Origin of the sequence: Streptomyces scopuliridis RB72, from assembly GCF_000718095.1 — a bacterium.
Classification (GTDB): domain Bacteria; phylum Actinomycetota; class Actinomycetes; order Streptomycetales; family Streptomycetaceae; genus Streptomyces; species Streptomyces scopuliridis.
In genome coordinates this window covers 123219-143345 of the sequence record NZ_JOEI01000017.1, presented here as the reverse complement: position 1 = coordinate 143345, position 20127 = coordinate 123219, and the positions used below count along the sequence as shown (strand labels likewise).

The following is a 20127-nucleotide window of genomic DNA, read 5'->3' as shown; positions in this document are numbered from 1 at the left end:
CTCGTGGGGGACCCCTTTGGAAAATCAACGAAGACGAAGACGCGGTCGTACGACCCTGCTCATCGCCGCCGCGGCCGTACTCGGCATCGTCGCCGGAACGGCCACCGGGTACGCGGTCCAGGCCGACCGTGAGCCGACGCCCCTGCCACTGCTCGCCCAGCCGGGCGTGACGTATCCCGCGAAATCCCTGCCCAAGGGGGAGGAAGCGGAGCCGCTGTCCGCGAAGCAGGACACCCGGGTCAGGACGGACGGTGATCTGCGCAAGCTGCTGGTCGGCAAACCCTCCGGTGCGGAGGAAGCCTTCCCGGACTGGCTCAGCGACGGGTGGATGTCGCTCGACATGTTCGCCGGCGACTTCCAGGAACCGGACAGCGTGTTCGAGGACATGTTGAAGGGCGACTTCCGCCGGGCCGCGGGCGCCTCCTGGACACAGGGCGAGAACCGCACGGTGAACATCTACCTCGTTCAGTTCCGGGCCAGTTACACCATGGGCGCGGCCAATCACGCGGAGGGGCAGCAGTCCTACATGCCCGACGACGACGAGTTCAGCGCGGGCAACTCGGGGGATCCCATCAAGGGCAGCGGCAACGGCCGTTACTACCTCTACGAGCCCGAGCGGAAGGCCGGATATCTGCCGTTCTACCGCGCCCGCGCCATCGCCTATCGCGGTGACGTCATGGTCGACATCAACATGTTCGACGCCAAGCCGATCAGCAAGAAGGACATCCGGACGCTGGCCGAGCGGCAGTTGGAGCGCCTGTGAACGACGACCTGGAGACGCCGCCGCCCGCGGACGTATCCCCCGTTGACGCGACTGACGCGACTGACGCGACTGACGCGACTGACGCGACTCCTGCCCCGCGCCCCCGCGCGCGCCGGCTCGTCGGGACCGTCCTGCCCGCCGTCCTGGTCCTCGGCGCCCTCGCAGGCGGCCTCGGTTTCATCAAGACCACCGTTGACGGGGCCGACAGGACCGTTCGCACCACGGTCTGGACGAAGACGATCACCCAGCCGGACAACGACCCCGCCGGGGACTTCGTCAAGGGCCGTACGGACACCGAGCTCAGCCGGAAGCTGCTGCCCGTGCCCGGTGGCTACAGCCTCGGTCCCGACGTGCAGGGGTACGGCAACGCGGGGTACGGCAACGAGGGGTACGGCAACGACGGTGAGCTGACCGGCAAGCAGGCGACGGCGCTCATGAAGTCCGAGGGCAAGGGCCTCTCCGGCCCACTGCGCCGGGCGCTGAACAAGGAGATCGACAAGCTGGGCATCAAGGGCATCGCCGTCCGCTCGTACGAAGCGGGGACGGTCGATCTCGTTGCCGAGGTCTATCTCATGCGGACCGAGAACCGTCAGTTCCTCCGGAGTTGGTACGCCACGGAGACGGACTGGCCCGGCGCCCGCAAGGGCCCGAAGATCGAGGGGCACCGGAAGGCGGAGTGCTTCCTGGCACCGAAGACGGGCGGCGAGTCCGACCTCGACTCGATGCGGTGTGTGGCGTATGACGGCGATCTGGCCGTCACTCTCCTCGCGTCCGGGGTGAAGCCGTTCGACTCGTCCGCCGCCGCCGAACTGATGAAGGAACAGCTCGACCACATCGCATCCCCGGGGAGGTACGTATGACCGAGCAGAGCCCCGGCCCCGCGGAGCCCGGCCCCGCGGTTCTCGTACCGCCGCCGCTGCCGCCCATGCCCCCGCAGCCGCCCGTCGTGCACATCCCCGCTCCCCGGCCGCCCCGCCGGGTGCTGCGCGCGGTCGCCCGCTGGACGGCCGCCGTGGTCGTCTTCGCCGGGCTCGGCACCGGCGCCGCGTACGGCATCAGTTCGATGGAGCGCAGCGACGTACCCGGGCTCGCGACGCGGGACGACGGCCGCTGGGACTACCCCCGGCTCTCCCTGCCCGCCCTTCCGTCCGGCTCCCCGCGCCCCTTCACCCCGGGCAACACGGCCGAGATCCACCACGCCGACCTGCGTGAGCTGCTGCTCCCGGCCCCCGCCGGGGCCACGGGGGACAAGAAGCTGGCCGGAGGCTGGGTGAGCACCGAGCAGTACGTATCCGAGTACGCCGAGGACCGGCGGGCCGGTCTCCGGCCGGCGCTGCGCGACTACGCCGTACGGCATATCGCGGCCCGCGGCTGGACCATGCCGGACGGCACCTCCTCGCGCGTCTATCTGCTGCGCTTCCAGTCGGGCGCGTTCGCCCAGGCATTCAAGGACATGGAGATCGAGTCCGGGGCCGACGCGGGCGCTCCGCTCGTCAGGGCACCGACGACCGAGATCGACGAGGGCTGGTCGGAGTTCGCGAGGGACGCCGTGGAGGGCACCTCGGCGGAGCTGTTCGTGGAGCCCGCGCCGTACGACGGTACGCAGGTCCGTCAGGCGTATGTCGTCGCGGGCGACACCCTCGCGCTGATCGTCCACGAGAAGAAGGGCGGCGCTCCGGCCGTGCCGTTCCGTCAGACGGTGATCCTCCAGAACCAGCTGCTCGGCTGAGCCGAGGCCGTCGGGCACTCGCGAGCGGTCCCGGTCGGTTCCGGGCGCCCCGAGTGTCCCCGCGTACCTCGGAGTACCTCGCCGAGAGGGCCGGGTCCCCACCCATTAGGCTGGGGCTCGGCCCTTACCGCCCTTACCGCTCATCCGAGGAGCACGCCGTGCTTGAGGCTTTCTTCACTTCCCTGCTGGTCCTCGTCTGCGTCGGCGTGCTCGCCTTCACCGTTCTGGCCGTGAAGAAGCTGTACCAGGGTCAGCGCTGACGCCCCGCGCCGGTCGCCGCACGCTGGTCATCCCGTCCTCACCCCTACAGATCGCCTGAGCTGCTCATGATCGAGATCCCGTCCGACCTGCACCCGGACCTTGTTCCCCTGGCCTTCCTCCTCGGTGACTGGGAGGGCGTCGGTGTCTTCGACTTCCCGGGAGACGAGAAGGCCAACTTCGGCCAGGAGGTCACCTTCAGCCACGACGGCCGGGACTTCGTCGAGTACGTCTCGCACACCTGGGCGCTGGACGACGAGGGCAAGAAGGTCAGGCCGATCGAGTCCGAGGCCGGCTACTGGCGGATCGACACGGACCGCAAGGTCGAGGTCGTGATGGTCAGGGACCAGGGTGTGGTGGAGGTCTGGTACGGCGAGCTGGCCGACCAGAAGCCGCAGATCGACCTGGTGACCGACGCGGTGGCCCGCACCGCGGCCTCCGGGCCCTACAGCGGTGGCAAGCGGCTGTACGGCTATGTGAAGGGCGACCTGATGTGGGTGGGCGAGAAGTCCACCCCCGAGGTCCCGCTGCGCCCGTACATGTCGGCGCATCTGAAGAAGGTCGTGTCCCCGGACCAGGTCGAGGCATGGGCCAAGGACCTCGGCGACCTCCCGGACGACGGCATCGCCTTCTTCAAGTAGAACTCCTTCCAGGAGAGCCACCCGCGCCGCCGCGCCTGCCTACACTGGGGGCGTGGTGAGCACCGACTGGAAGAGCGACCTGCGCCAGCGTGGGTACCGGCTGACCCCTCAGCGGCAGCTTGTCCTCGAAGCTGTCGACTCCCTGGAGCACGCGACACCCGACGACATCCTGTGCGAGGTGCGCAGGACCGCCTCCGGTGTGAACATCTCCACCGTCTACCGGACCCTGGAGCTCCTGGAGGAGCTGGGCCTCGTCTCGCACGCCCATCTCGGGCACGGCGCTCCCACGTACCACCTCGCCGACCGGCACCACCACATCCACATGGTCTGCCGGGACTGCACGCATGTCATCGAGGCGGATGTCGAGGTGGCCGCGGAGTTCACCGCCAAGCTGCGCGAGGACTTCGGGTTCACGACGGACATGAAGCACTTCGCGATCTTCGGCCGGTGCCGGAACTGCGCCGCCCGTGCCGCGAACGGCGAGTCGTAGGCTAATCACTATGAAGAGCCCTCTGCTGTCCCTGCCTGGAGCCGTCGCCGCCGAAGGACAGGACGAAGGTGTCGCCGCCCACTACGGTGATCTGTTCCGCGAGCAACGGGCCCTCGCCGACGGCACCGGACTGGTGGATCTCTCGCACCGCGGAGTCGTCACCGTCACCGGGGACGACCGGCTGAGCTGGCTGCATCTGCTGCTCACCCAGCACGTCAGCGAGCTGCCCGCCGGCCGGGCCACCGAGGCGCTGATCCTCTCCCCGCACGGCCATATCGAGCACGCGCTGTATCTCGTGGACGACGGCACGACGGTCTGGGCACATGTCGAGCCCGGCACGCAGGAGGCGCTGATCGCCTACCTGGAGTCGATGAAGTTCTTCTACCGGGTCGAGGTCGCGGACCGTACGGACGACTTCGCCGTCGTCCATCTGCCGGCGGGCTCCATCGCCGAGGTGCCCGAGGGCGTGGCCGTACGGGAGACCCCGTACGGCCGGGATCTCTTCCTGCCCCGCGCCGACCTGGAGTCGTACGCCGCCGCGCACGGCCCGGTCGCCGGGATCCTCGCGTACGAGGCGCTGCGGATCGAAGGCCACCGGCCGCGCCTGGGCTTCGAGACCGACCACCGGACCATCCCGCACGAGGTGGGGCTGATCGGCACGGCGGTCCATCTCGACAAGGGCTGCTACCGGGGCCAGGAGACCGTGGCCCGTGTGCAGAACCTGGGAAAGCCGCCGCGCCGGCTGGTCTTCCTGCACCTGGACGGCAGCGAGGTCCATCTGCCGGGCCATGGCACGCCGGTCCGGCTCGCCGCCGACGGCGCCGAGGGGCGCCAGCTGGGCTTCATCACCACCTCGGCCCGCCATCACGAGCTGGGGCCGATCGCGCTGGCCCTGATCAAGCGCAATGTGCCGCTGGACGCGGAACTGCTGGCCGGGGACACGGCGGCGGCGCAGGAAACGGTTGTCGAGGCGTAGCACGCACTCAGCTTTCCGCCACGCCTCACCCGCGTCTTACATGTCCAGCAGCACCGTGAACGGGCCGTGATTCGTGAGCGAGACCCGCATCTCCGCTCCGAACCGGCCCGTCTCGACCTTCGCGCCCAGCGCCCGCAGCCGCGCCACCACCTCGTCGACCAGCGGCTCGGCCACGTCGCCCGGCGCCGCCGCGTTCCAGGTGGGGCGGCGGCCCTTCCGGGCGTCCCCGTAGAGAGTGAACTGCGAGATCACCAGGAGCGGCGCGTTCACCTCTGAACAGGACTTCTCGCCCTCCAGCATCCGTATCGACCAGAGCTTGCGGGCCAGCCGTTCCGCCTGCTCCACCGTGTCCTCGTGGGTGACTCCCACCAGCACACACAAGCCCTCACCGATGATCTCGCCGACGGTTTCCGGCCCGGACTCCGTCACGGCCACGACGCTCGCGCCGTCGACTCTCTGCACCACTGCACGCATACGGACCAACCTATCGGGGGCCGAACGGGTGCAGAGTGCCCGCATGCGCGGTCGTGGGAGTGGCACGATGCACGGAGGCGGTGCGTTCTGCGTACCTGTCGAGGGATGGGGGTTCCCAGCGGATAGGGGCAGGGGTCTCTCCAGCGGAGTGAGGGGAAGTACGCGCGATGAGCACATCTGGCGCCGGGCAGCCGCCCGGTCCCGTACCGACGACCCGTACGACCACCGGGACAGGCAGCGGACCGGCCGCCGGTCCGGGTGCGGACCACGGGGCGGGAACGCGGCCGGGAGGAGCGGCCCCGGGGAGCGGGGGGCCCCGGCCGCCCGTGCAGCGCACCGGCGGTGAGGGCACGCTGCCCGCGCCCCGGCCGTACGACTTCGGTGTGCTGCGGCTGCCCGAACTGCGCGCGCTGCGCCGTGACTCGCAGCGGGACGAAGCCGATCTGAGCTATCTGCGGCGGCTTCTCCAGGGCCGGATCGACATCCTGCGGGCCGAGCTGGCCCGCCGTACCGCCCCCGAGACCCGGGTGGTCGACCGGCTGTCGGAGATCCTGACCGACACGCCTTCGCGGCACCGCTCGTCCGCCCGCCATGTCACGCTCTCCACACCGCGCAGCGAGGAGTACCGCCTGCTGGCCGCCGAGACACTCGCCGAGGTGGAGCTGTCGGACCTGGCGGCCCGTACGGACGAGGAGCTGCATACGGCGATGGGGCGGCTGGTACGCAACGAGCAGCAGCTCTCGCGCCGGCGCCATCAGTTGCAGCGGACGGCGGACGACTGCAGCGCGGAGATCGCCCGCAGGTACCGTGAGGGTGAAGCCCAAGTAGACGACCTGCTGACGTAGTGATTCCGTGTCCATCCGTGTCGGGAATCGGTATCGGGACCCGGTATCGGGACCTGTGGATCATCGTTGATCCGTACGGATCCGTACCGGACCGCGCGAGCGGGTACCGCCCAGCCCCGGAAGGCCGATGATGTCCTCCAGTTCCCACGCCATATCCCCGGCCGTGCCGCCGGTGCTCGCCGAGGTCGTACGCTCCGGTTTTGTCGAGGGCAGTCACCGGGGGACGCTGGTGCTGCTGGCGGCCGACGGCACGGTCGAGCTGGAGCTCGGTGACCCCGAGGCCCCGGTCTTTCCCCGCTCCAGCAACAAGCCGATGCAGGCGGCGGCCGTGCTGCGGGCCGGGGTGGAGCTGTCGGGGGAGCGGCTGGCGCTGGCGGCGGCGAGCCACGCGGGCGAGGCGTTCCATCTCGCTCTCGTCCGTACGATGCTCGCCGAGCACGGGCTGACGGCCGACGATCTGCGGACGCCGCCGGATCTGCCGCTCGACCGGATCGAGGCGGAGGCGTATCTCGCCGCCGGCGGGGTGCGGGACCGGATCATCATGAACTGTTCGGGCAAGCACACGGCGATGCTGGCGGCCTGCGTGCGCAACGGCTGGCCGACGGAGAGCTATCTGGACCCGGCGCATCCGTTGCAGCGGCTCGTCCGGACGGTGATCGAGGAGACGGCGGCCGAGCGGGTCCCCACGATCGGTACGGACGGCTGCGGCGCCCCGCTGATGGCGATCAGCCTCACCGGTCTCGCCCGTGCCTTCCGCCACTTCGTCCTCGCGGCGCCGGGGTCGGCGGAGCGGCGGGTGGCGGACGCGATGCGCGCCCATCCCGAGTACGTCGGGGGGACGCGCAGGTCCGACACCTGGCTGATGACGGAGATGCCGGGCACGCTCGCGAAGACGGGCGCGGAGGCGGTCCAGGCGGTGGCGCTGCCGGACGGCCGGGCGCTGGCCTTCAAGATTGACGACGGCGGGGGCCGGGCGCTGGGACCTGTGCTGACGCGGGCGCTCCAACTGCTGGGCGTGGAGGCCGAGGTGCTTGGCCGGATCGGGCGGGAGCCGCTGCTGGGCGGCGGTGTGGAGGTCGGGGCGGTGCGGGCGGCGTTCTGAGGTTCCTGGGGACTGCGGGGACTGCGGGGGTTTCGGGGACTGCGGGGACTGCGGGGACTGCGGGGACTGCGGGGACTGCGGGGACTGCGGGGAGTGCGGGGGTTTCGGGGACTGCGGGGACTGCGGGGGTTTCGGGGGACCGCGGGGCTTCCGGGGCCGGTGGCGGCGGCGAAAACCGGGATGCGGCGGGGCGCCGGGACCGCTTAGCGTGACGGCCATGAGCCTTGACGTCCGTACGGTCACCGAATCCGAGCTTTCCGACTGGTTGCGGGCCGTTGACACCGGGTTCCTCCGGCCGCCGCGCGTCCCGGACGATTACGTGGCGGACAAGCTCGCCCATTTCGATCTGGCCCGTACGCGGGGGGTCTTCGACGACGGGCGCTGCGTCGCCACCTTCCGGTCCTTCGCGCAGGAGCTCACGGTCGTCGGCGGCGCCGCGGTTCCCGCCGACGCGGTCACCAACGTGACCGTGTCGCCCACCCACCGCCGGCGCGGGCTGCTCGGCCGGATGATGGCCGCCGATCTGGCGGCGGCGAAGGAGCGCGGGGACGCCGTCGCGACGCTGATCGCCGCCGAGTACCCGATCTACGGACGGTACGGGTTCGGCCCCGCCGCCTGGGTCACCGAGTGGGCGATCGAGGTGGCACGTACGGGACTTGATCCCCGGTGGGCGGGGCCGGACGACGGCGGCCGGATCGATCTGGTCGACCTCGCGGACGTACGGAAACTCGGCCCGGATCTCCATCAGCGCTTCCGGACGCGTCAGCCCGGCGCGGTGAGCCGTGACGACCACTGGTGGCGCGTCGACACCGGCCAGGCGGCGAGCGCCCTGCCGTGGACGGAGCCCTTCAACGCGGTGTACCGCTCGGCGGCCGGTGAGATCGAGGGCCTGGTCACCTACGCCTCCGACGGCCACTGGGGCGATGCCAAGCAGCCGCTGAACACCGCGTCGGTGCGGAAGCTGATCGCGCTGACCCCGGCGGCGGAGAGCGCTCTGTGGCGCTTCGTCTGCTCGGTCGACTGGATCACCACGGTCAGGACTGGGCACCGCGCCGCGGACGATCTGCTGACCGGGCTCCTCCCGGACCCCCGCGCGGCGCGGATCGTGACGCAGGCGGACTTCCTGTGGGTGCGGATCCTCGACACCGTACGGGCCCTGGAGGCGCGTACGTACGCCGTGCCGGCCACGCTGACGCTGGAGATCCACGACAAGGACGGTCTGGCGGGCGGCCGGTTCCGGCTGGAGGGGACGGCGGAGGGCGGGGTCTGCGCGCCGACCACGGAGTCGCCGGATATCGCTCTGGACGTACGGGAGTTGGGCGCGCTGTACCTGGGGGACGAATCGGCGGTGCGGCTCGCGGCGCTCGGTCTGCTGACCGAGGAGCGGCCGGGGGCGGCGGCGGTCGCCAAGCTTTGCCCCGTCGCGTCGCCCATCACGCACGCTCGCGGCGTTGGCCAAAAGCCCTGGTAGCTCCGCTACAAGGGCTCCCGGCCGCCTTGCGATCGCACGCACTGGACGACGCTCCTTCGGGGCAAACATTGCCGGTCACGGCACTAGCCCGGCCCCGGGTGCGTGACCAGCAGGATCAGGACCACCGCGCCGATCCCCGCGCAGGTGCTGTTCCTGGACTTGATCCCGATACTGAGCAGGATGAGTGCGACGATCCCCATGGGGCCGAAGCGCCACTGGACCAGCTGCTCAAGTCCGAGGCCGAAGGTTGCGATGACGAGTGCGAGCAGAGGCATGGCGGTTGCTCCTTCGAAGGCGGAGAACTCGCGGCAGACATGGACTTGGCCTCAGTTGGTCACCAACTGACAGCCAACTAGGGGAGTTGTCCCTCTCTGGCTCGATCCATAAACAACTTCGCCTCCAACTTCCCCGACAACTCCCGCTGGATGGCGAGAAGTTGTAACGTGTTGGGGTGACCTCGGAGAGTGGGAGCGCTGCTGTGAACGGCACCGGGAAACCCACGTCGGAGGAGGTGGCCGAGGCTCTGCGCGCCCGTATCGAGTCGGGCGAGCTGGCCGCCGGTCAGCCCATACCGACGCAGAAGAGCCTGGTCGAGGCGTTCGGGGTGCAGCGCGGAGTGATCCGCCGCGCCCTGCGCAGCCTTCAGGAGGACGGGCTGCTGACCGAGGTCACCAGGGGTGCTCCGCCGCGTATCGCCGACCGTTCCGCCGTCCCGCGCGGGGCGAGTGGGGCGGGTGGGGCAGGCGTGGCAAGTGACGCGGGCGCGGACGAGACGCCCCAGGAGACGATGGTCGCGCTGCGCCCCCGGATCACGGAGGCGTTCCGGGCCGACCATGTACGGGTCGACGCGCTCTGTCTGACGGCCGAGTCCCTGAGCGCGGCTCTCGGGGAGCAGCGGCTGCGGATCCAGGACCGTTCCGTCGCGCCGAGCAGCGTCACCGTCCGCGTGCTGCTGCCCAACCGGAACATCGAGCTGGCCTTCCCCCGGTCGGTCAGCACCGCCGACACCCATCCGGACGAGGGCGATCTCGTCCATCAGCGCTGGCTCCAGCAGCGCAACGCCCATGGCACGGTGCTGAGCGACCATCTGGTGGGGATGCGCTCGGCGGGCATCGATGTGGACGTACGGTTCAAGGCGCTGCCGTTCACCCCGTCCGTCAAGCTGTATGTCCTCAACGGCGCGGAGGCGCTGCTCGCGTACTACAAGGTCACGGTGCGCGAGGCCGAGATCGGCCGGACGTCCGTGGAGATGTATGACGCGCTGGGGGACAAGTCGCCGTTGTTCTCCTTCGTGTCGGGGGAGACGCGACTGCGCCGGGACAAGGCGTTCGTGGCGGAGTCGCAGGCGTGGTTCGACGCCCTGTGGGACACGATCGCCACGGATCTCGCGCTGGGCTGACGCCGGGCGCCGACTGTCCGCTCCGGGGCGGTGGTTGGGGAAGTGGTTGGGGGGAAGATGGGGTGCGGAGGTGCTGTCTGCCCGCCCTCCGCCCCGACGGACGGAGCGACGTGACCGACCCGCTCGACCCGCTCGACTCGATGGCCCCGGTCGATCCGCCGGATTCGGTCAGGTGCGTGCTCTTCGACTTCGACGGACCTGTCTGCGCGCTCTTCCGTAACCACCCCGCGCCCGAGGTGGCCGGCCGGCTGCTCGACTGGCTGCCCGCCGGGGTGCGTCGCCGCGTACGGACCGAGGACGGCGGTCCCGTGACCGATCCGCAGGTCATCCTGCGGGCGGTGGGGGAGCTCGACCCGGGCAGCGCGCTGGTGTCCGAGCTGGAGGCGCGGCTCACCGAGGAAGAGGTCCTGGCGACGGAGTCCGCCGTACCGTCCGTGCGCGCGGCGGAGCTGATACGGGCGCTCAGCGACGCGGGCGTCGTCCTGGCGGTGACGACCAACAACTCGCCGCGGGCGGTGCGGCGCTATCTCGAACGGACCGGGCTCGCCGACTGCTTCGGCCCGCACATCCACGGCCGTACGCACGACCCGCACGATCCGCGCCGGCTCAAGCCGCACCCCGACTGTCTGGCGCGGGCCCTCGCGTCGACCGGTGCGGCGGCCGGGGAGTCGGTGATGATCGGGGACGCGGTGGCGGACTTCCTCGCGGCCAAGCAGCTCGGCATCCGGTTTCTCGGGTACGCGACGCGCGAGAGCAAGAGCGAGGTGCTGTACGAGGTGGGGGCGCGGGTGGTGGTCGATGAACTTCCCGGGGGTGTCGGTGAGTTGGCCGCCTTGGCCGACCAACTCAGCAGAGATGGACGACTGCCGTAGCGCGGCACGCCTCGAATTTCTGTCCGATACGGTGCGTCAGCTGCCATGACGCGCTGATCCGAGTTGGTGAAGATGGCGTAACTTCCCACCGCCGCGACCCTCGGAGAGGTACGTTCCGCGTCTGGGGCCGCCCGTCGGGCAGGCCCCGGCGGCCCTGCGAGCGGGACCGCCGACGGCAGCACGAGCACCGAGGGCATACGCGCGATGACAGCCGATGCGGCACCACCGGCATCCGAGGTCCGTCTGCGAGCGGGCGAGCTGAGCCGCGACGGTCGGCGGGTCATCGGCCCGCTCAACGGCTATCACCATGAGACGTACGCCTTTCCGCTGCCCGAGGAGAGCGAGCTGAGCGCCCGGTTCGCGCGCGCCAAGCTCCGCGCGCCCAGGCCGGGGCTGCTCTGGTTCGACCGGCGGTGCTTCGCCTCCGAGGATCTGCTGCTCACCGCGCTCCAGGGGCGTATCACCCGCATTCCGGAGATCATCGAGGTCGGCGGGGGCGTCTGTCTTCAGGGCTTCATCGAGGGTGGGACGCTGGACGGCGGCGCCGGGTGCCTGCCGGGCCGGTATCTGCCGGGCCGTGGACTGTCGCGGGGGCTGTCCCGTCGTCACGTGGACCAACTGGAGCAGTTCTTCAACGAGTTGGTGTCCATCGATCCGAAGAAGCTGGAAGAGCGCGAGGTGAAGCGGGTCTGTGCGGCGGCCGACCGGACGGACGACGGGGATTCGGCCGCCTTCCTGGACCGGCTGATCGGGTTCACCGAGGACCAGGTCTACCGGCGCCACGGCGAGCCGTACCAGGGGCTCTTCGAGGAACTGGGTGTCGGCGCCGAGGCGCTCGTCCGGCTGCGGAAGCGGGCCGTCGAGCTGCACCGGCGCCCCTTCTCGCTCCTCCACTGCGATCTGCACCGGAAGAACCTGATCGTCGACCGGCGCGGCGATCTGTGGATCATCGACTGGGAACTCGCCATGATCGGCGACCCGCTCTACGACCTCGCCACCCATCTCCATCTGATGCGCTATCCGCGCCGGGAGGAGGCCAGGGTCGCGCGCCGGTGGCAGCGGGCGGTGGAGCGGGCGAGGGCGGGGAGTTCGTACGGCTGGGAGGACGATCTCCCGCTGCTGCTCGCGTATAAACGCGTCCAGTCGGTCTATACGGACGTGATCCGTACGGCGCTGCTGCTCGGTGAGGGGCGGGGGCGGAGCGCGCGACCCGGGCCGGGATCGGGGCTGAACCTGCGGCTGCTGCCCCGGGCCGCCTGGCGGATCCAGCGCGTGCTGGCGGCGGCGGCCCAGGAGCCGTCCGGAGCGGATCGGGAGCTGTCAGGGGCGGCCGGGGCGGTCGGGGTGCCGTCGTACCGGCAGGTGGTGGCCGCGTACCGGAACTGGTTCCGTACGGCCCGGCCGCCCGAGGCGCTCACGCCGTCCGCACCCTGAACAGCACCCCCGACAGCCCGAGCGCCAGCGCCAGAAGCCCGGCGCACCACGCCAGCGCCACCCAGGGCGCCGAGCCGACCGGTAGCCCCAGCAGCAGTCCGCGCAGGGACTCGATGACGGATGTGACCGGCTGGTGGTCGGCGAAGCCGTGGAGCCAGTCCGGCATCGTGTCGATCGGGACGAAGGCGCTGCTCGGGTAGGGCAGGAACATCATGAAGAACGTGAACCCGCCCGCCGCCTCGGGCGACTTGGCGAGCAGACCGATCGCCGCCGAGAGCCAGGAGATGGCCACGATGAAGGCGAAGAGAATGCCGGCGGCGGCGAGCGCGGCGGCGGGTGTGGCCGAGGGGCGGAAGCCGATCAGGAGGGCGACGCCGAGGACGAGGGCCGTCGAGACGACGTTACGGGCGACGCTCGCCGTCACATGCCCGGCGAGGATCGGCGCGCCGCCGATGTCGAGGGAGCGGAAGCGGTCGATGATCCCGCCCTTCATGTCCTCGCTGACGCTCACGGCGGTGCTGGACGAGCCGAAGCCGGCGCAGAGGAGCAGGACGCCGGGGACGACGTAGGTCACGTACTCCGTACCGGTGTCGATGGCGCCGCCGAAGAAGTAGACGAAGATCAGCATGAGCATGATCGGCAGCATCATCGCGGTGATGACGGCGTCGATATTGCGCCTGCTGAGCCGGATGCCGCGGCCGGCCATGGTGAGGGCGTGGGTACGGGAGGACGCGAGCGCGTCAGACATGGGTGGGCTCCTGGTCCTGGTCTTGGTCCTGGTCTTGGTCTTGGTCTTGGTCTTGCTCTTGGTAGTGGCCGGTGGCCGCCGGGGCCGCACCCGTCAGCGCGAGGAAGACATCGTCGAGGGTGGCGCCGCGGAGGGCGAAGCGCGCCACCTCCGTGCCGTCCGGGTCGATCTCGTCCAGCAGGGCGCGCACCCGCGCGGAGGTGCCGTCGGTCGGCAGCCCGAGCGTGAGGTTTTCGGGCGCGTGGTGGACGGCCCGGGAGGCGAGGCGGAGATAGGCCTCGCGGCTGGTCAGTACGAGATCGAGGCGGTGGCCCGCGACCCGGTTCTTCAGCTCCTCCGCCGTACCCTCGGCGACCACGAGGCCGTGGTCGACCACCGCGATACGGTCCGCCAACTGGTCGGCCTCCTCCAGGTATTGGGTGGTCAGGAATACGGTGGCGCCCCGCGCGGAGAGATCCCGTACGACCTGCCACAGCTCCTGGCGGCTGCGCGGGTCGAGGCCGGTGGTCGGCTCGTCCAGGAAGACCACCTGGGGGTCGCCGACCAGACCGGCGGCCAGATCGAGCCGTCGCCGCATGCCGCCCGAGTACGTGACGGCGAGCCGGCCGCCCGCGTCGGCGAGGCCGAACCGGTCGAGGAGCGCGGCGGCGCGGCGCCGGGCGTCGGCCCTGGAGAGCCCGCTGAGGCGGGCCATCATGCGGAGGTTCTCCTCGCCGGTCTGCTTCTCGTCCACGGCGGCGAACTGCCCGGTCAGGCTGATGGCGCCGCGCACCCGGCGCCGGTCGGCGACGACGTCGTACCCGGCGACCCGGGCGGTGCCGCTGTCGGCGGTGGTGAGGGTGGCGAGGATCCGTACGGCCGTTGTCTTGCCCGCGCCGTTGGGGCCGAGGAGCGCGAAGACCGTGCCGCGTTCGACGCGGAGATCAATCCCGCGCAGGACTCTCACCCGCGCGTTTCCGTTTCCGTACGACTTTTCGAGGCCGGTGGCCTCGATGGCCGGGTGTGAGGTCATGGACATCCCCCTTGAGTCCGCCGCTGGCCTGGCGCCGCTCTACTGCGTACGTCATACACGCTACTGTGTAAGGGTTACGCATTACTAGGATGGGCGTCAAGCGGGGAGCGGGCGGAGAAGGGCGGAGACGATGACGCACAGCGGTGAGGGTGACGGTGAGGGTGATGGCGGTGGTGGCGGTACGGGGCTGCCCGCCAGCATCGAGGCCGCCTGGGGACTGCGCGAACGCCCGGCCAAGGGACCCAAGCCCGGCATCGGCCTGACGCGGATCGTCGACGCGGCGGTCGCGGTCGCGGCGGCGGAAGGGCTCGGTGCGGTCTCCATGGGGCGGGTCGCCAAGGAGTTGGGCGTCTCGACGATGTCGCTGTACCGCTATGTCGCCGCCAAGGACGAGCTGTACGTGCTGATGCAGGAGGCGGCCGTGGGCGAGCCCCCCGCCCCCCCGGCACCCGGCACCGGCTGGCGCGAGGCGCTGTCCCAATGGGCCTGGGCACAGCGCGAGGCGTACCACCGGAACCTATGGGCACTCCGTATCCCGATCTCGGGCCCGCCCGCCACCCCCAACTCGGTGGCCTGGTGGGAACGCGGCCTCGGCGCCCTGGAAGGCACGGGGCTGGACGACGGCACGAAAATTTCGGTGATCCTGCTGGTCAGCGGCTTCGTACGGAACGAGGCCACGCTGATGTCCGACCTGGACTCGGCCATCAAGGCGAGCGGCTCCTCGGCCCAGCAGGTCATGGCCGGCTACGAACGCACCCTCCGCAGACTCGCCGACCCCGCCCGCTACCCGGCGGTCGCCGAACTACTCGCGGCCGGCGGCCTGGACGGCGAGGACGGCCCGGACACGGAATTCACCTTCGGCCTCGACTGCGTGCTGGACGGGGTGGAGGCGCTGGTACGGAGACGGGGGCGGGGGACGGCGCGGGAATGCTCCCGGGAGTGAGGGAGGGGGCCGGGCCGGCCTAGTCGCCTCCGTCCCCCTCCTGCGGCTGCGGCTGCGGCTGCGGGGCGCGCGGCGCCTCGGGCGGCATGGGGCCGCCGTCGTGCTTACCGCTGTCCGCCTCCACCTCAGCCGGATGACGGAACGGAACGCCCCTCCACCCCTCGGCGTCCGGGACGCGCGTCTCGTACCGATCGACCTGCTCGGGGCCGGCAAGGCTCACAGACCTCTCCTTAATCTGGCGCCACCGTCGCAACGGTGACGGGGATCGCAGGTCAGTCGCAGGCGCGCAGCGTCCGCCGGACCGACCGACTCTTCACGGCCCCGCCCTCGGGCCAACGGCCCGGCGGATGCGCGATGGACGGATCAGAAGCCGTGGCGCATACGGCGCTTGCGCTGGTCCCGCTGCTCCAGGCCGGGGAACGCGTGCTCGTTGAGCGCGCGGGCGAGCTGGGCCTGAAGGACCGAGGCGTCGTCGATGCTCAACGACACCTCCTCGGTGGAGAGGTGCACGGGCCCTTTGAAGAGCATCGCCGAGACCGCGATCCTGTCGCCGTCCAGACGCGCGCCACCGACCAGCTTCAGCCTCCGCGAGGCTCCGTCGTCCGTCATGCCAACGACGCTACGAGGCAGCGAAGTTGTCGGTCCATGTCCTTGCGCGGGCTTGCACCACCATCACCGGAGAGAGTGAATCGCCTCTGTGATGAGGACGCGGGCATCCGCGCCGTACACGGCGATCTCCGCCAGTTGCGAGAATGCCTTGGCATAGACGGCGATCTCGCTCGGAGCCGACACGTTGACCGCGGCTGTCAGGAGTTCGACACTCGCCTGCTGGTCGTCAAACAGATAGAAGGCTTCCAGGGGCCATACGCGCCGTTGTGCGGTGAACGGGATGATTCCGAGGCTGACGTTCGGAAGCGTCATCACCGCCAGCAGATAGCCGAGCTGACCGGCCATCATGTCGGCGTTGCCGATGCGGTAACGAAGCACCGCCTCTTCGATGAGCAACGCGAATCGGTGGTTGCCCTCATGGACGACGTGCGAGCGCTCGACCCGCGAGGCCGCCGCCTCTGACGAGTCGTCCGGGGTGTCTTGAAACGCGGCGATCGTTGACAGCAGGGCAACCGCGTACGCCTCGGTTTGGACCATTCCGGGAATCACGTTCGAGCAGTACACCCGGAACTGCCGAGTGCGCTCGTAAAGGGGGACGACTTCCTCTTGTGCCCTGCGCATCCCGTGCCGGTGGAGCTTCTTCCAGTGCACGTACATCTGATCCGCCCGGCGATTCGCGGCGACCAGATCCGCCGCCTGGTCCACAGCCCCGCAGGCGGCGCACCAGGCCCGGATGTCGGCATTCGACGGGGGCGTCCTGGCATGTTCGATCCGCGAGGACTTCGCGGGGCTCCAACCACACCGGAGAGCCAGTTCGTGTCCGGTCAGGTCCGCCTCGATGCGAAGGTCGCGGAGTTGGGCGGCGATGACTTCACGGGCGGTCTGGACGCTGGACGAGGGGGAGGCGGACATGTGTGGGCTCTTCAGTGCTCAGCCGGCGGATTCAGACCGTGTACTTCTCGTGCGGAATGCCGCGATCCCACACCGTCTCGAAGGCTGCTGACGCCAATTGGACCACGGCCGGCTCCGCGCGTACTTCCCAGCCGGGTGCGGACCATTCGCCATCCCCCGTGAAATGGTTGAACAGGACGGTCTCGTCGTCGAACACCCAGCAGTCGTTCCCCGGCAGCGCGATGTCCGACGCCTGACGCCTCGGGAGCCAGCGGACCAGTTCCCCGGCGTGAACGTTGACGACGGTTCCGGCGTGTTCGTACCTGATGTAGTCGGTCACCGGCTGGGAGACGACACGAGCGCGGCGCACCACGACGCCTCGGGCCGTCGTCCGCCGGATCAGGTCCACCCATGGAGTCCAGTAGTCGGACCGGGGGTCGACATCTCGCTGACCGGAGCGCTTCCAGCGCTCGAAGTCCGCCGCTTCGTCGCCCACGCCGTACGTATCGCGCAACTCCAGGTGTACGGCTGAGTGCTTGGCCGAATTCAGCAGCTCCTCAAATCCCGGCTCGCTCTGCGGCATCACATGCCTCCTTCAACATCGGGACCATGCGGAACGGAATCCGAATCACCGCCTCGTGCGCGGGAATCCCGGGTGCGTGACCAGGAACCTCGAACGCCCTGCACTCCGCTTCAAGCGCTTCGTCCGGCTTCCATCCCTGGAAAACCAGTTCCCTCTTGCTCTCGTTCACCCAAATGGTGGGAGAGCCCTGCTGCCCGGTGTCTGGATCAATCGCGATGAACCGTAATGCCATCACTGCCTCCGGTGACGAGTGGCTTACACCGATTTGCACGAGCATCGCGGCGGCTGGGCCGGAGCGTCAAGGGCGCACAAGCGGACGGCGGGCGCAGTACCCCGGCGCGGCCCGGCGAGGCGCGCTCCTGCGCCGAGCGGTCCGTCGGCCCGTCGGCCCGTCAGGTCGTCAGGTCGTCAGCAGGACCTTTCCCAGCAGGCCGCGGCCCTCGATCGCGCGGTGCGCGTCCGCCGCCCTGTCCAGGGGGAACGTGTCGCCGATCACCGGGCGCAGGCGGCCCGCCGCCGTTTCTGTCAGGGCTTGGGCCGCCAGGCGTACGGTCTCCCGTTGCGGGATCTGCACGTCCGCGATGCCCAGCAGTCTGATCCTCCGGTCCGCCGCCTCCCGCGCGTCCACCGGCGCGAAGCCGCCCGTCGGTGCGCCATGGGCCGAGAAGCGGCCGCCGTCCGCCGTCAACGGGAAGGCCGCCAGGCCCGTTTCGCCGCCCACGCCGTCCAGGACGACATCCGCGCCCGTCGCGCCGAGCGCCTCGCGGGCGCGCGCCGGCCAGTCGTCGTGGGCGCCGTCGACCACGGCGTCGGCGCCCAGCTCCCGTACGAGAGCGGTCTTCCGCGCGCCGCGCGCGACGCCCACGACGTACGCGCCCCGGGCCTTGGCGAGTTGGACCATCAGCGTGCCCATGCCGCCCGACGCGCCCGTGATCAGTACGCGTTCGCCCGCGGTCACCCCGGTGAGGTCCATGAGGGCCAGGGCGGTGACGCCGTCCTGGAACACCGCGGCGGCGGTCGTGAACGGGAGTTCGTCCGGTACGGGCACCAGCGACTCGACCGGCGTCGCGACCAGCTCCGCCGCGCCGCCGGTGATGCCGATCGAGGCCACGACGCGGCGGCCGGTCCAGCCGGCGTCCACCCCGTCGCCGACCGAGCGCACCGTGCCGGCGACCCCGCCGCCCAGGATGTACGGGGGCCGCACGGGGAAGTACTCCTGCCCCCAGCCCGCCCGTACCTGCGTCTGCACGAAGATCGTGTCCACCACCGCGACGGCGATCACCACCTCGCCGGGGCCCGCCACCGGATCGGGCGCCTCTGCCGTCACCAGGACCTCGGGACCACCGAAAGCCGTCACCCGAGCTGCACGCATATCCCTCACACCTTCTGTCAGCCGTCGCGATGCCGTCGCTGTACGCCTTCGCGTTAGTCCTTACGACGAGTCTTGAACTTCAAGTCCGGTTGAGGTCAAGCGCTGCGTACGCTTCGTGCCCATGAACGATCAGGACCTCGGTCTGCGCGAGCGCAAGAAACGGCAGCGCTACCGGGAGATCTCCGACGCCGCGATCGGGCTCTTCCTCGCGAAGGGCTTCGACCGGGTGTCGGTCGCGGAGGTCGCCGCCGCGGCCGAGATCTCCAAGCCCACCCTCTTCCGGTACTTCCCGGCCAAGGAGGACCTGGCGCTGCACCGCTTCGCCGACCACGAGGACGAGGCGGCCAGGGTGGTCGCCGGCAGACCCGACGGCGTACGTCCGCTCGACGCCCTGCGGCTGCACTTCCTGGCGGGACTCGGCCGGCGCGACCCGGTGACCGGGCTCAATGACGACGACGAGGTGCTGGCGTACCACCGTCTGCTGTACGGGACGCCGAGCCTGGTGGCCAGGTTGTACGGCTATCAGCGGCGCTCCGAGGCGGCGCTGGCCGGGGCGCTCGGCGGCGGGATCGAGGGCGCGCTCGGCGCGGGCCAGATCATCGCCGTACAGCGCGTCCTCGCGGAGGAGAACTGGCGGCGGATCAAGGCCGGGGAGAGCGCCGGGGAGGTATATCCGGACGCGGTCGCGACGGCGGAGCTGGCCTTCGGGCAGCTGCGCTCCGGGCTCAATATCTGGTGAGCCGCCGAGCGGGTCGAAGGTGGAACTCGGTCCTCAGCGAGGGCTCGAACGCCGTCATCGAGGCGGACCCGGAGGCCGAGCGGCGCGGTCTCCCGCCCGGTCACGCGCCCGGGACCACAGCCGAGATCGGCGACCGGCCCGGCCTCGGCGCCCCGTACGAGTTCGGCGAACGCGGCGAGCATCGCCCGGTCCAGCGGCTTGGTGTCCAGCTCGTCGCCGAGGAGCTTGGCGTAGTCGACCGCGACGGTGTCGTAGGAGGCGCGGGTCGCGCGCAGGTAGGTGGGCTCGGCCATGGACTCGGTCATGGGCTCGGTCATGGACTCGGTCATGGACGAGGACAGCAGCCGCGCGTCGGCGGAGTTCGTCGGGGGTCGTTCCCCAGCGGCTGTCGGGGACGCCGGGCTCGAACGTCGGACGGTTCGTTGCTCTTAGCGTACGAGAGCCCTCGCGAGGGGCTCCCCGGTCCGGCGCGCGTAGGCCGGCCCCGCGCGGGTCTCGCGCCAGGTGCGGGGGCGGTAACCAGGGCCGCCGCAGCAGCTCTTGTGGAAGCGGACGCCCGCGTTCAGCAGTACGGAGAGCGTCCGCCAGGCCGCGGTGTCCCCGCGCCGGGGCGGGGCGAAGGCCGACCCGGCGTGGATCAGCGGCGCGGCGCAGCGCGGGCAGATCCGCTCGTGATCGCCGAGGTAGGGCTGCTTGTACGAGGCCCGGCACGGCAGGCAGACGTACGAGGTCTTCGCACGGGCCATGCGGCCGGCGTAGGCATGGCCCCGCGAGAT

25 protein-coding genes and 1 pseudogene are annotated in these 20127 nt (G+C 70.6%); 14 read left to right on the top strand and 12 right to left on the bottom strand.

The window, feature by feature from the left end:
* The first annotated feature begins 16 nt into the window (after nucleotides 1-16).
* The 6 genes from IF11_RS0122275 to ygfZ all read left to right on the top strand — a co-directional run bounded on the left by IF11_RS0122275 (nucleotide 17) and on the right by ygfZ (nucleotide 4857).
* Nucleotides 17-763 carry a hypothetical protein gene (locus tag IF11_RS0122275; protein ID WP_030353445.1) on the top strand — a complete coding sequence of 249 codons (747 nt, stop codon included), beginning with the start codon at nucleotides 17-19 and terminating at the stop codon, nucleotides 761-763.
* Nucleotides 760-1623 carry a hypothetical protein gene (locus tag IF11_RS40990; protein ID WP_030353444.1) on the top strand — a complete coding sequence of 288 codons (864 nt, stop codon included), beginning with the start codon at nucleotides 760-762 and terminating at the stop codon, nucleotides 1621-1623. The genes IF11_RS0122275 and IF11_RS40990 overlap by 4 nt, the downstream gene beginning before the upstream one ends.
* Entirely contained in the window at nucleotides 1620-2492 is an 873-nt protein-coding gene (locus IF11_RS0122265; protein ID WP_030353443.1) for a hypothetical protein, read from the top strand. Before IF11_RS40990 ends, IF11_RS0122265 begins: the two co-directional genes overlap by 4 nt.
* Before the next feature lie 326 nt (nucleotides 2493-2818).
* On the top strand, nucleotides 2819-3391 hold the full coding sequence (locus IF11_RS0122255) for a heme-binding beta-barrel domain-containing protein (RefSeq protein WP_030353441.1): 573 nt from the start codon (nucleotides 2819-2821) through the stop codon (nucleotides 3389-3391).
* A gap of 52 nt (nucleotides 3392-3443) precedes the next feature.
* A complete protein-coding gene (locus IF11_RS0122250; protein WP_030353440.1) occupies nucleotides 3444-3881 on the top strand; it encodes a Fur family transcriptional regulator in 438 nt (145 codons plus the stop codon).
* A gap of 10 nt (nucleotides 3882-3891) precedes the next feature.
* Nucleotides 3892-4857 (top strand): CAF17-like 4Fe-4S cluster assembly/insertion protein YgfZ, encoded by a 966-nt coding sequence (gene ygfZ, locus IF11_RS0122245; protein WP_030353439.1) that lies wholly within the window; start codon nucleotides 3892-3894, stop codon nucleotides 4855-4857.
* A 36-nt stretch (nucleotides 4858-4893) separates the two neighbouring features.
* On the opposite strand, the gene dtd is transcribed toward ygfZ, so the two are convergent.
* Nucleotides 4894-5331 (bottom strand): D-aminoacyl-tRNA deacylase, encoded by a 438-nt coding sequence (gene dtd, locus IF11_RS0122240; RefSeq protein ID WP_030353438.1) that lies wholly within the window; start codon nucleotides 5329-5331, stop codon nucleotides 4894-4896.
* A 167-nt stretch (nucleotides 5332-5498) separates the two neighbouring features.
* On the opposite strand from dtd, the gene IF11_RS0122235 reads away from it, so the two are divergent.
* The 3 genes from IF11_RS0122235 to IF11_RS0122225 all read left to right on the top strand — a co-directional run bounded on the left by IF11_RS0122235 (nucleotide 5499) and on the right by IF11_RS0122225 (nucleotide 8749).
* On the top strand, nucleotides 5499-6176 hold the full coding sequence (locus tag IF11_RS0122235) for an RsiG family protein (RefSeq protein WP_078490844.1): 678 nt from the start codon (nucleotides 5499-5501) through the stop codon (nucleotides 6174-6176).
* 127 nt (nucleotides 6177-6303) lie between these two features.
* The gene (locus IF11_RS0122230; protein WP_030353436.1) at nucleotides 6304-7278 is read left to right on the top strand and encodes an asparaginase; all 975 of its coding nucleotides are present in this window, start codon (nucleotides 6304-6306) and stop codon (nucleotides 7276-7278) included.
* A 217-nt stretch (nucleotides 7279-7495) separates the two neighbouring features.
* Nucleotides 7496-8749 carry a GNAT family N-acetyltransferase gene (locus IF11_RS0122225; RefSeq protein ID WP_051746139.1) on the top strand — a complete coding sequence of 418 codons (1254 nt, stop codon included), beginning with the start codon at nucleotides 7496-7498 and terminating at the stop codon, nucleotides 8747-8749.
* 83 nt (nucleotides 8750-8832) lie between these two features.
* On the opposite strand, the gene IF11_RS0122220 is transcribed toward IF11_RS0122225, so the two are convergent.
* Nucleotides 8833-9024: a hypothetical protein gene (locus IF11_RS0122220; RefSeq protein WP_030353434.1), complete on the bottom strand. Its 192-nt coding sequence runs from the start codon at nucleotides 9022-9024 to the stop codon at nucleotides 8833-8835.
* A 203-nt stretch (nucleotides 9025-9227) separates the two neighbouring features.
* On the opposite strand from IF11_RS0122220, the gene IF11_RS0122215 reads away from it, so the two are divergent.
* The 3 genes from IF11_RS0122215 to IF11_RS0122205 all read left to right on the top strand — a co-directional run bounded on the left by IF11_RS0122215 (nucleotide 9228) and on the right by IF11_RS0122205 (nucleotide 12454).
* Nucleotides 9228-10148, top strand: coding sequence for a GntR family transcriptional regulator (locus IF11_RS0122215; RefSeq protein WP_030353433.1), 921 nt, complete (start codon nucleotides 9228-9230; stop codon nucleotides 10146-10148).
* 110 nt (nucleotides 10149-10258) lie between these two features.
* On the top strand, nucleotides 10259-11020 hold the full coding sequence (locus IF11_RS0122210; RefSeq protein ID WP_240627847.1) for an HAD family hydrolase: 762 nt from the start codon (nucleotides 10259-10261) through the stop codon (nucleotides 11018-11020).
* A 204-nt stretch (nucleotides 11021-11224) separates the two neighbouring features.
* Nucleotides 11225-12454 (top strand): phosphotransferase, encoded by a 1230-nt coding sequence (locus IF11_RS0122205; RefSeq protein WP_030353431.1) that lies wholly within the window; start codon nucleotides 11225-11227, stop codon nucleotides 12452-12454.
* Here IF11_RS0122205 and IF11_RS0122200 read toward each other — a convergent pair.
* Together IF11_RS0122200 and IF11_RS0122195 are read right to left on the bottom strand one after the other, a co-directional pair.
* The gene (locus IF11_RS0122200; protein ID WP_030353430.1) at nucleotides 12435-13202 is read right to left on the bottom strand and encodes an ABC transporter permease; all 768 of its coding nucleotides are present in this window, start codon (nucleotides 13200-13202) and stop codon (nucleotides 12435-12437) included. The genes IF11_RS0122205 and IF11_RS0122200 overlap by 20 nt on opposite strands.
* Entirely contained in the window at nucleotides 13195-14220 is a 1026-nt protein-coding gene (locus IF11_RS0122195) for an ATP-binding cassette domain-containing protein (RefSeq protein WP_078490842.1), read from the bottom strand. Before IF11_RS0122195 ends, IF11_RS0122200 begins: the two co-directional genes overlap by 8 nt.
* Before the next feature lie 124 nt (nucleotides 14221-14344).
* Here IF11_RS0122195 and IF11_RS0122190 point away from each other — a divergent pair, with 124 nt between their 5' ends.
* Nucleotides 14345-15157: a TetR/AcrR family transcriptional regulator gene (locus tag IF11_RS0122190; protein WP_037728272.1), complete on the top strand. Its 813-nt coding sequence runs from the start codon at nucleotides 14345-14347 to the stop codon at nucleotides 15155-15157.
* Between the two features lie 19 nt (nucleotides 15158-15176).
* On the opposite strand, the gene IF11_RS36880 is transcribed toward IF11_RS0122190, so the two are convergent.
* The 6 genes from IF11_RS36880 to IF11_RS0122165 all read right to left on the bottom strand — a co-directional run bounded on the left by IF11_RS36880 (nucleotide 15177) and on the right by IF11_RS0122165 (nucleotide 18612).
* On the bottom strand, nucleotides 15177-15377 hold the full coding sequence (locus IF11_RS36880; protein ID WP_037728270.1) for a hypothetical protein: 201 nt from the start codon (nucleotides 15375-15377) through the stop codon (nucleotides 15177-15179).
* 143 nt (nucleotides 15378-15520) lie between these two features.
* Complete coding sequence (locus IF11_RS0122180; protein ID WP_030353427.1) at nucleotides 15521-15766, bottom strand: hypothetical protein; 246 nt, start codon at nucleotides 15764-15766, stop codon at nucleotides 15521-15523.
* A 63-nt stretch (nucleotides 15767-15829) separates the two neighbouring features.
* Nucleotides 15830-16678: a helix-turn-helix domain-containing protein gene (locus IF11_RS0122175; RefSeq protein WP_030353426.1), complete on the bottom strand. Its 849-nt coding sequence runs from the start codon at nucleotides 16676-16678 to the stop codon at nucleotides 15830-15832.
* A 31-nt stretch (nucleotides 16679-16709) separates the two neighbouring features.
* Nucleotides 16710-17240 (bottom strand): DUF6879 family protein, encoded by a 531-nt coding sequence (locus IF11_RS0122170; RefSeq protein ID WP_030353425.1) that lies wholly within the window; start codon nucleotides 17238-17240, stop codon nucleotides 16710-16712.
* A complete protein-coding gene (locus tag IF11_RS42225; RefSeq protein ID WP_078490841.1) occupies nucleotides 17215-17472 on the bottom strand; it encodes a hypothetical protein in 258 nt (85 codons plus the stop codon). Before IF11_RS42225 ends, IF11_RS0122170 begins: the two co-directional genes overlap by 26 nt.
* 168 nt (nucleotides 17473-17640) lie before the next feature.
* Complete coding sequence (locus IF11_RS0122165; RefSeq protein WP_030353424.1) at nucleotides 17641-18612, bottom strand: zinc-binding dehydrogenase; 972 nt, start codon at nucleotides 18610-18612, stop codon at nucleotides 17641-17643.
* 121 nt (nucleotides 18613-18733) lie between these two features.
* Between IF11_RS0122165 and IF11_RS0122160 the strand changes: the two genes are divergently transcribed.
* Nucleotides 18734-19351 carry a TetR family transcriptional regulator gene (locus tag IF11_RS0122160; protein WP_030353423.1) on the top strand — a complete coding sequence of 206 codons (618 nt, stop codon included), beginning with the start codon at nucleotides 18734-18736 and terminating at the stop codon, nucleotides 19349-19351.
* Nucleotides 19352-19449: 98 nt separating this feature from the next.
* On the opposite strand, the pseudogene IF11_RS42220 reads toward IF11_RS0122160, so the two are convergent.
* Both IF11_RS42220 and IF11_RS0122150 read right to left on the bottom strand, forming a co-directional pair.
* A pseudogene (locus IF11_RS42220) lies at nucleotides 19450-19644 on the bottom strand (SAM-dependent methyltransferase); the annotation flags it as partial.
* A gap of 135 nt (nucleotides 19645-19779) precedes the next feature.
* Entirely contained in the window at nucleotides 19780-20097 is a 318-nt protein-coding gene (locus IF11_RS0122150; RefSeq protein WP_030353422.1) for a hypothetical protein, read from the bottom strand.
* Nucleotides 20098-20127 lie beyond the last annotated feature (30 nt).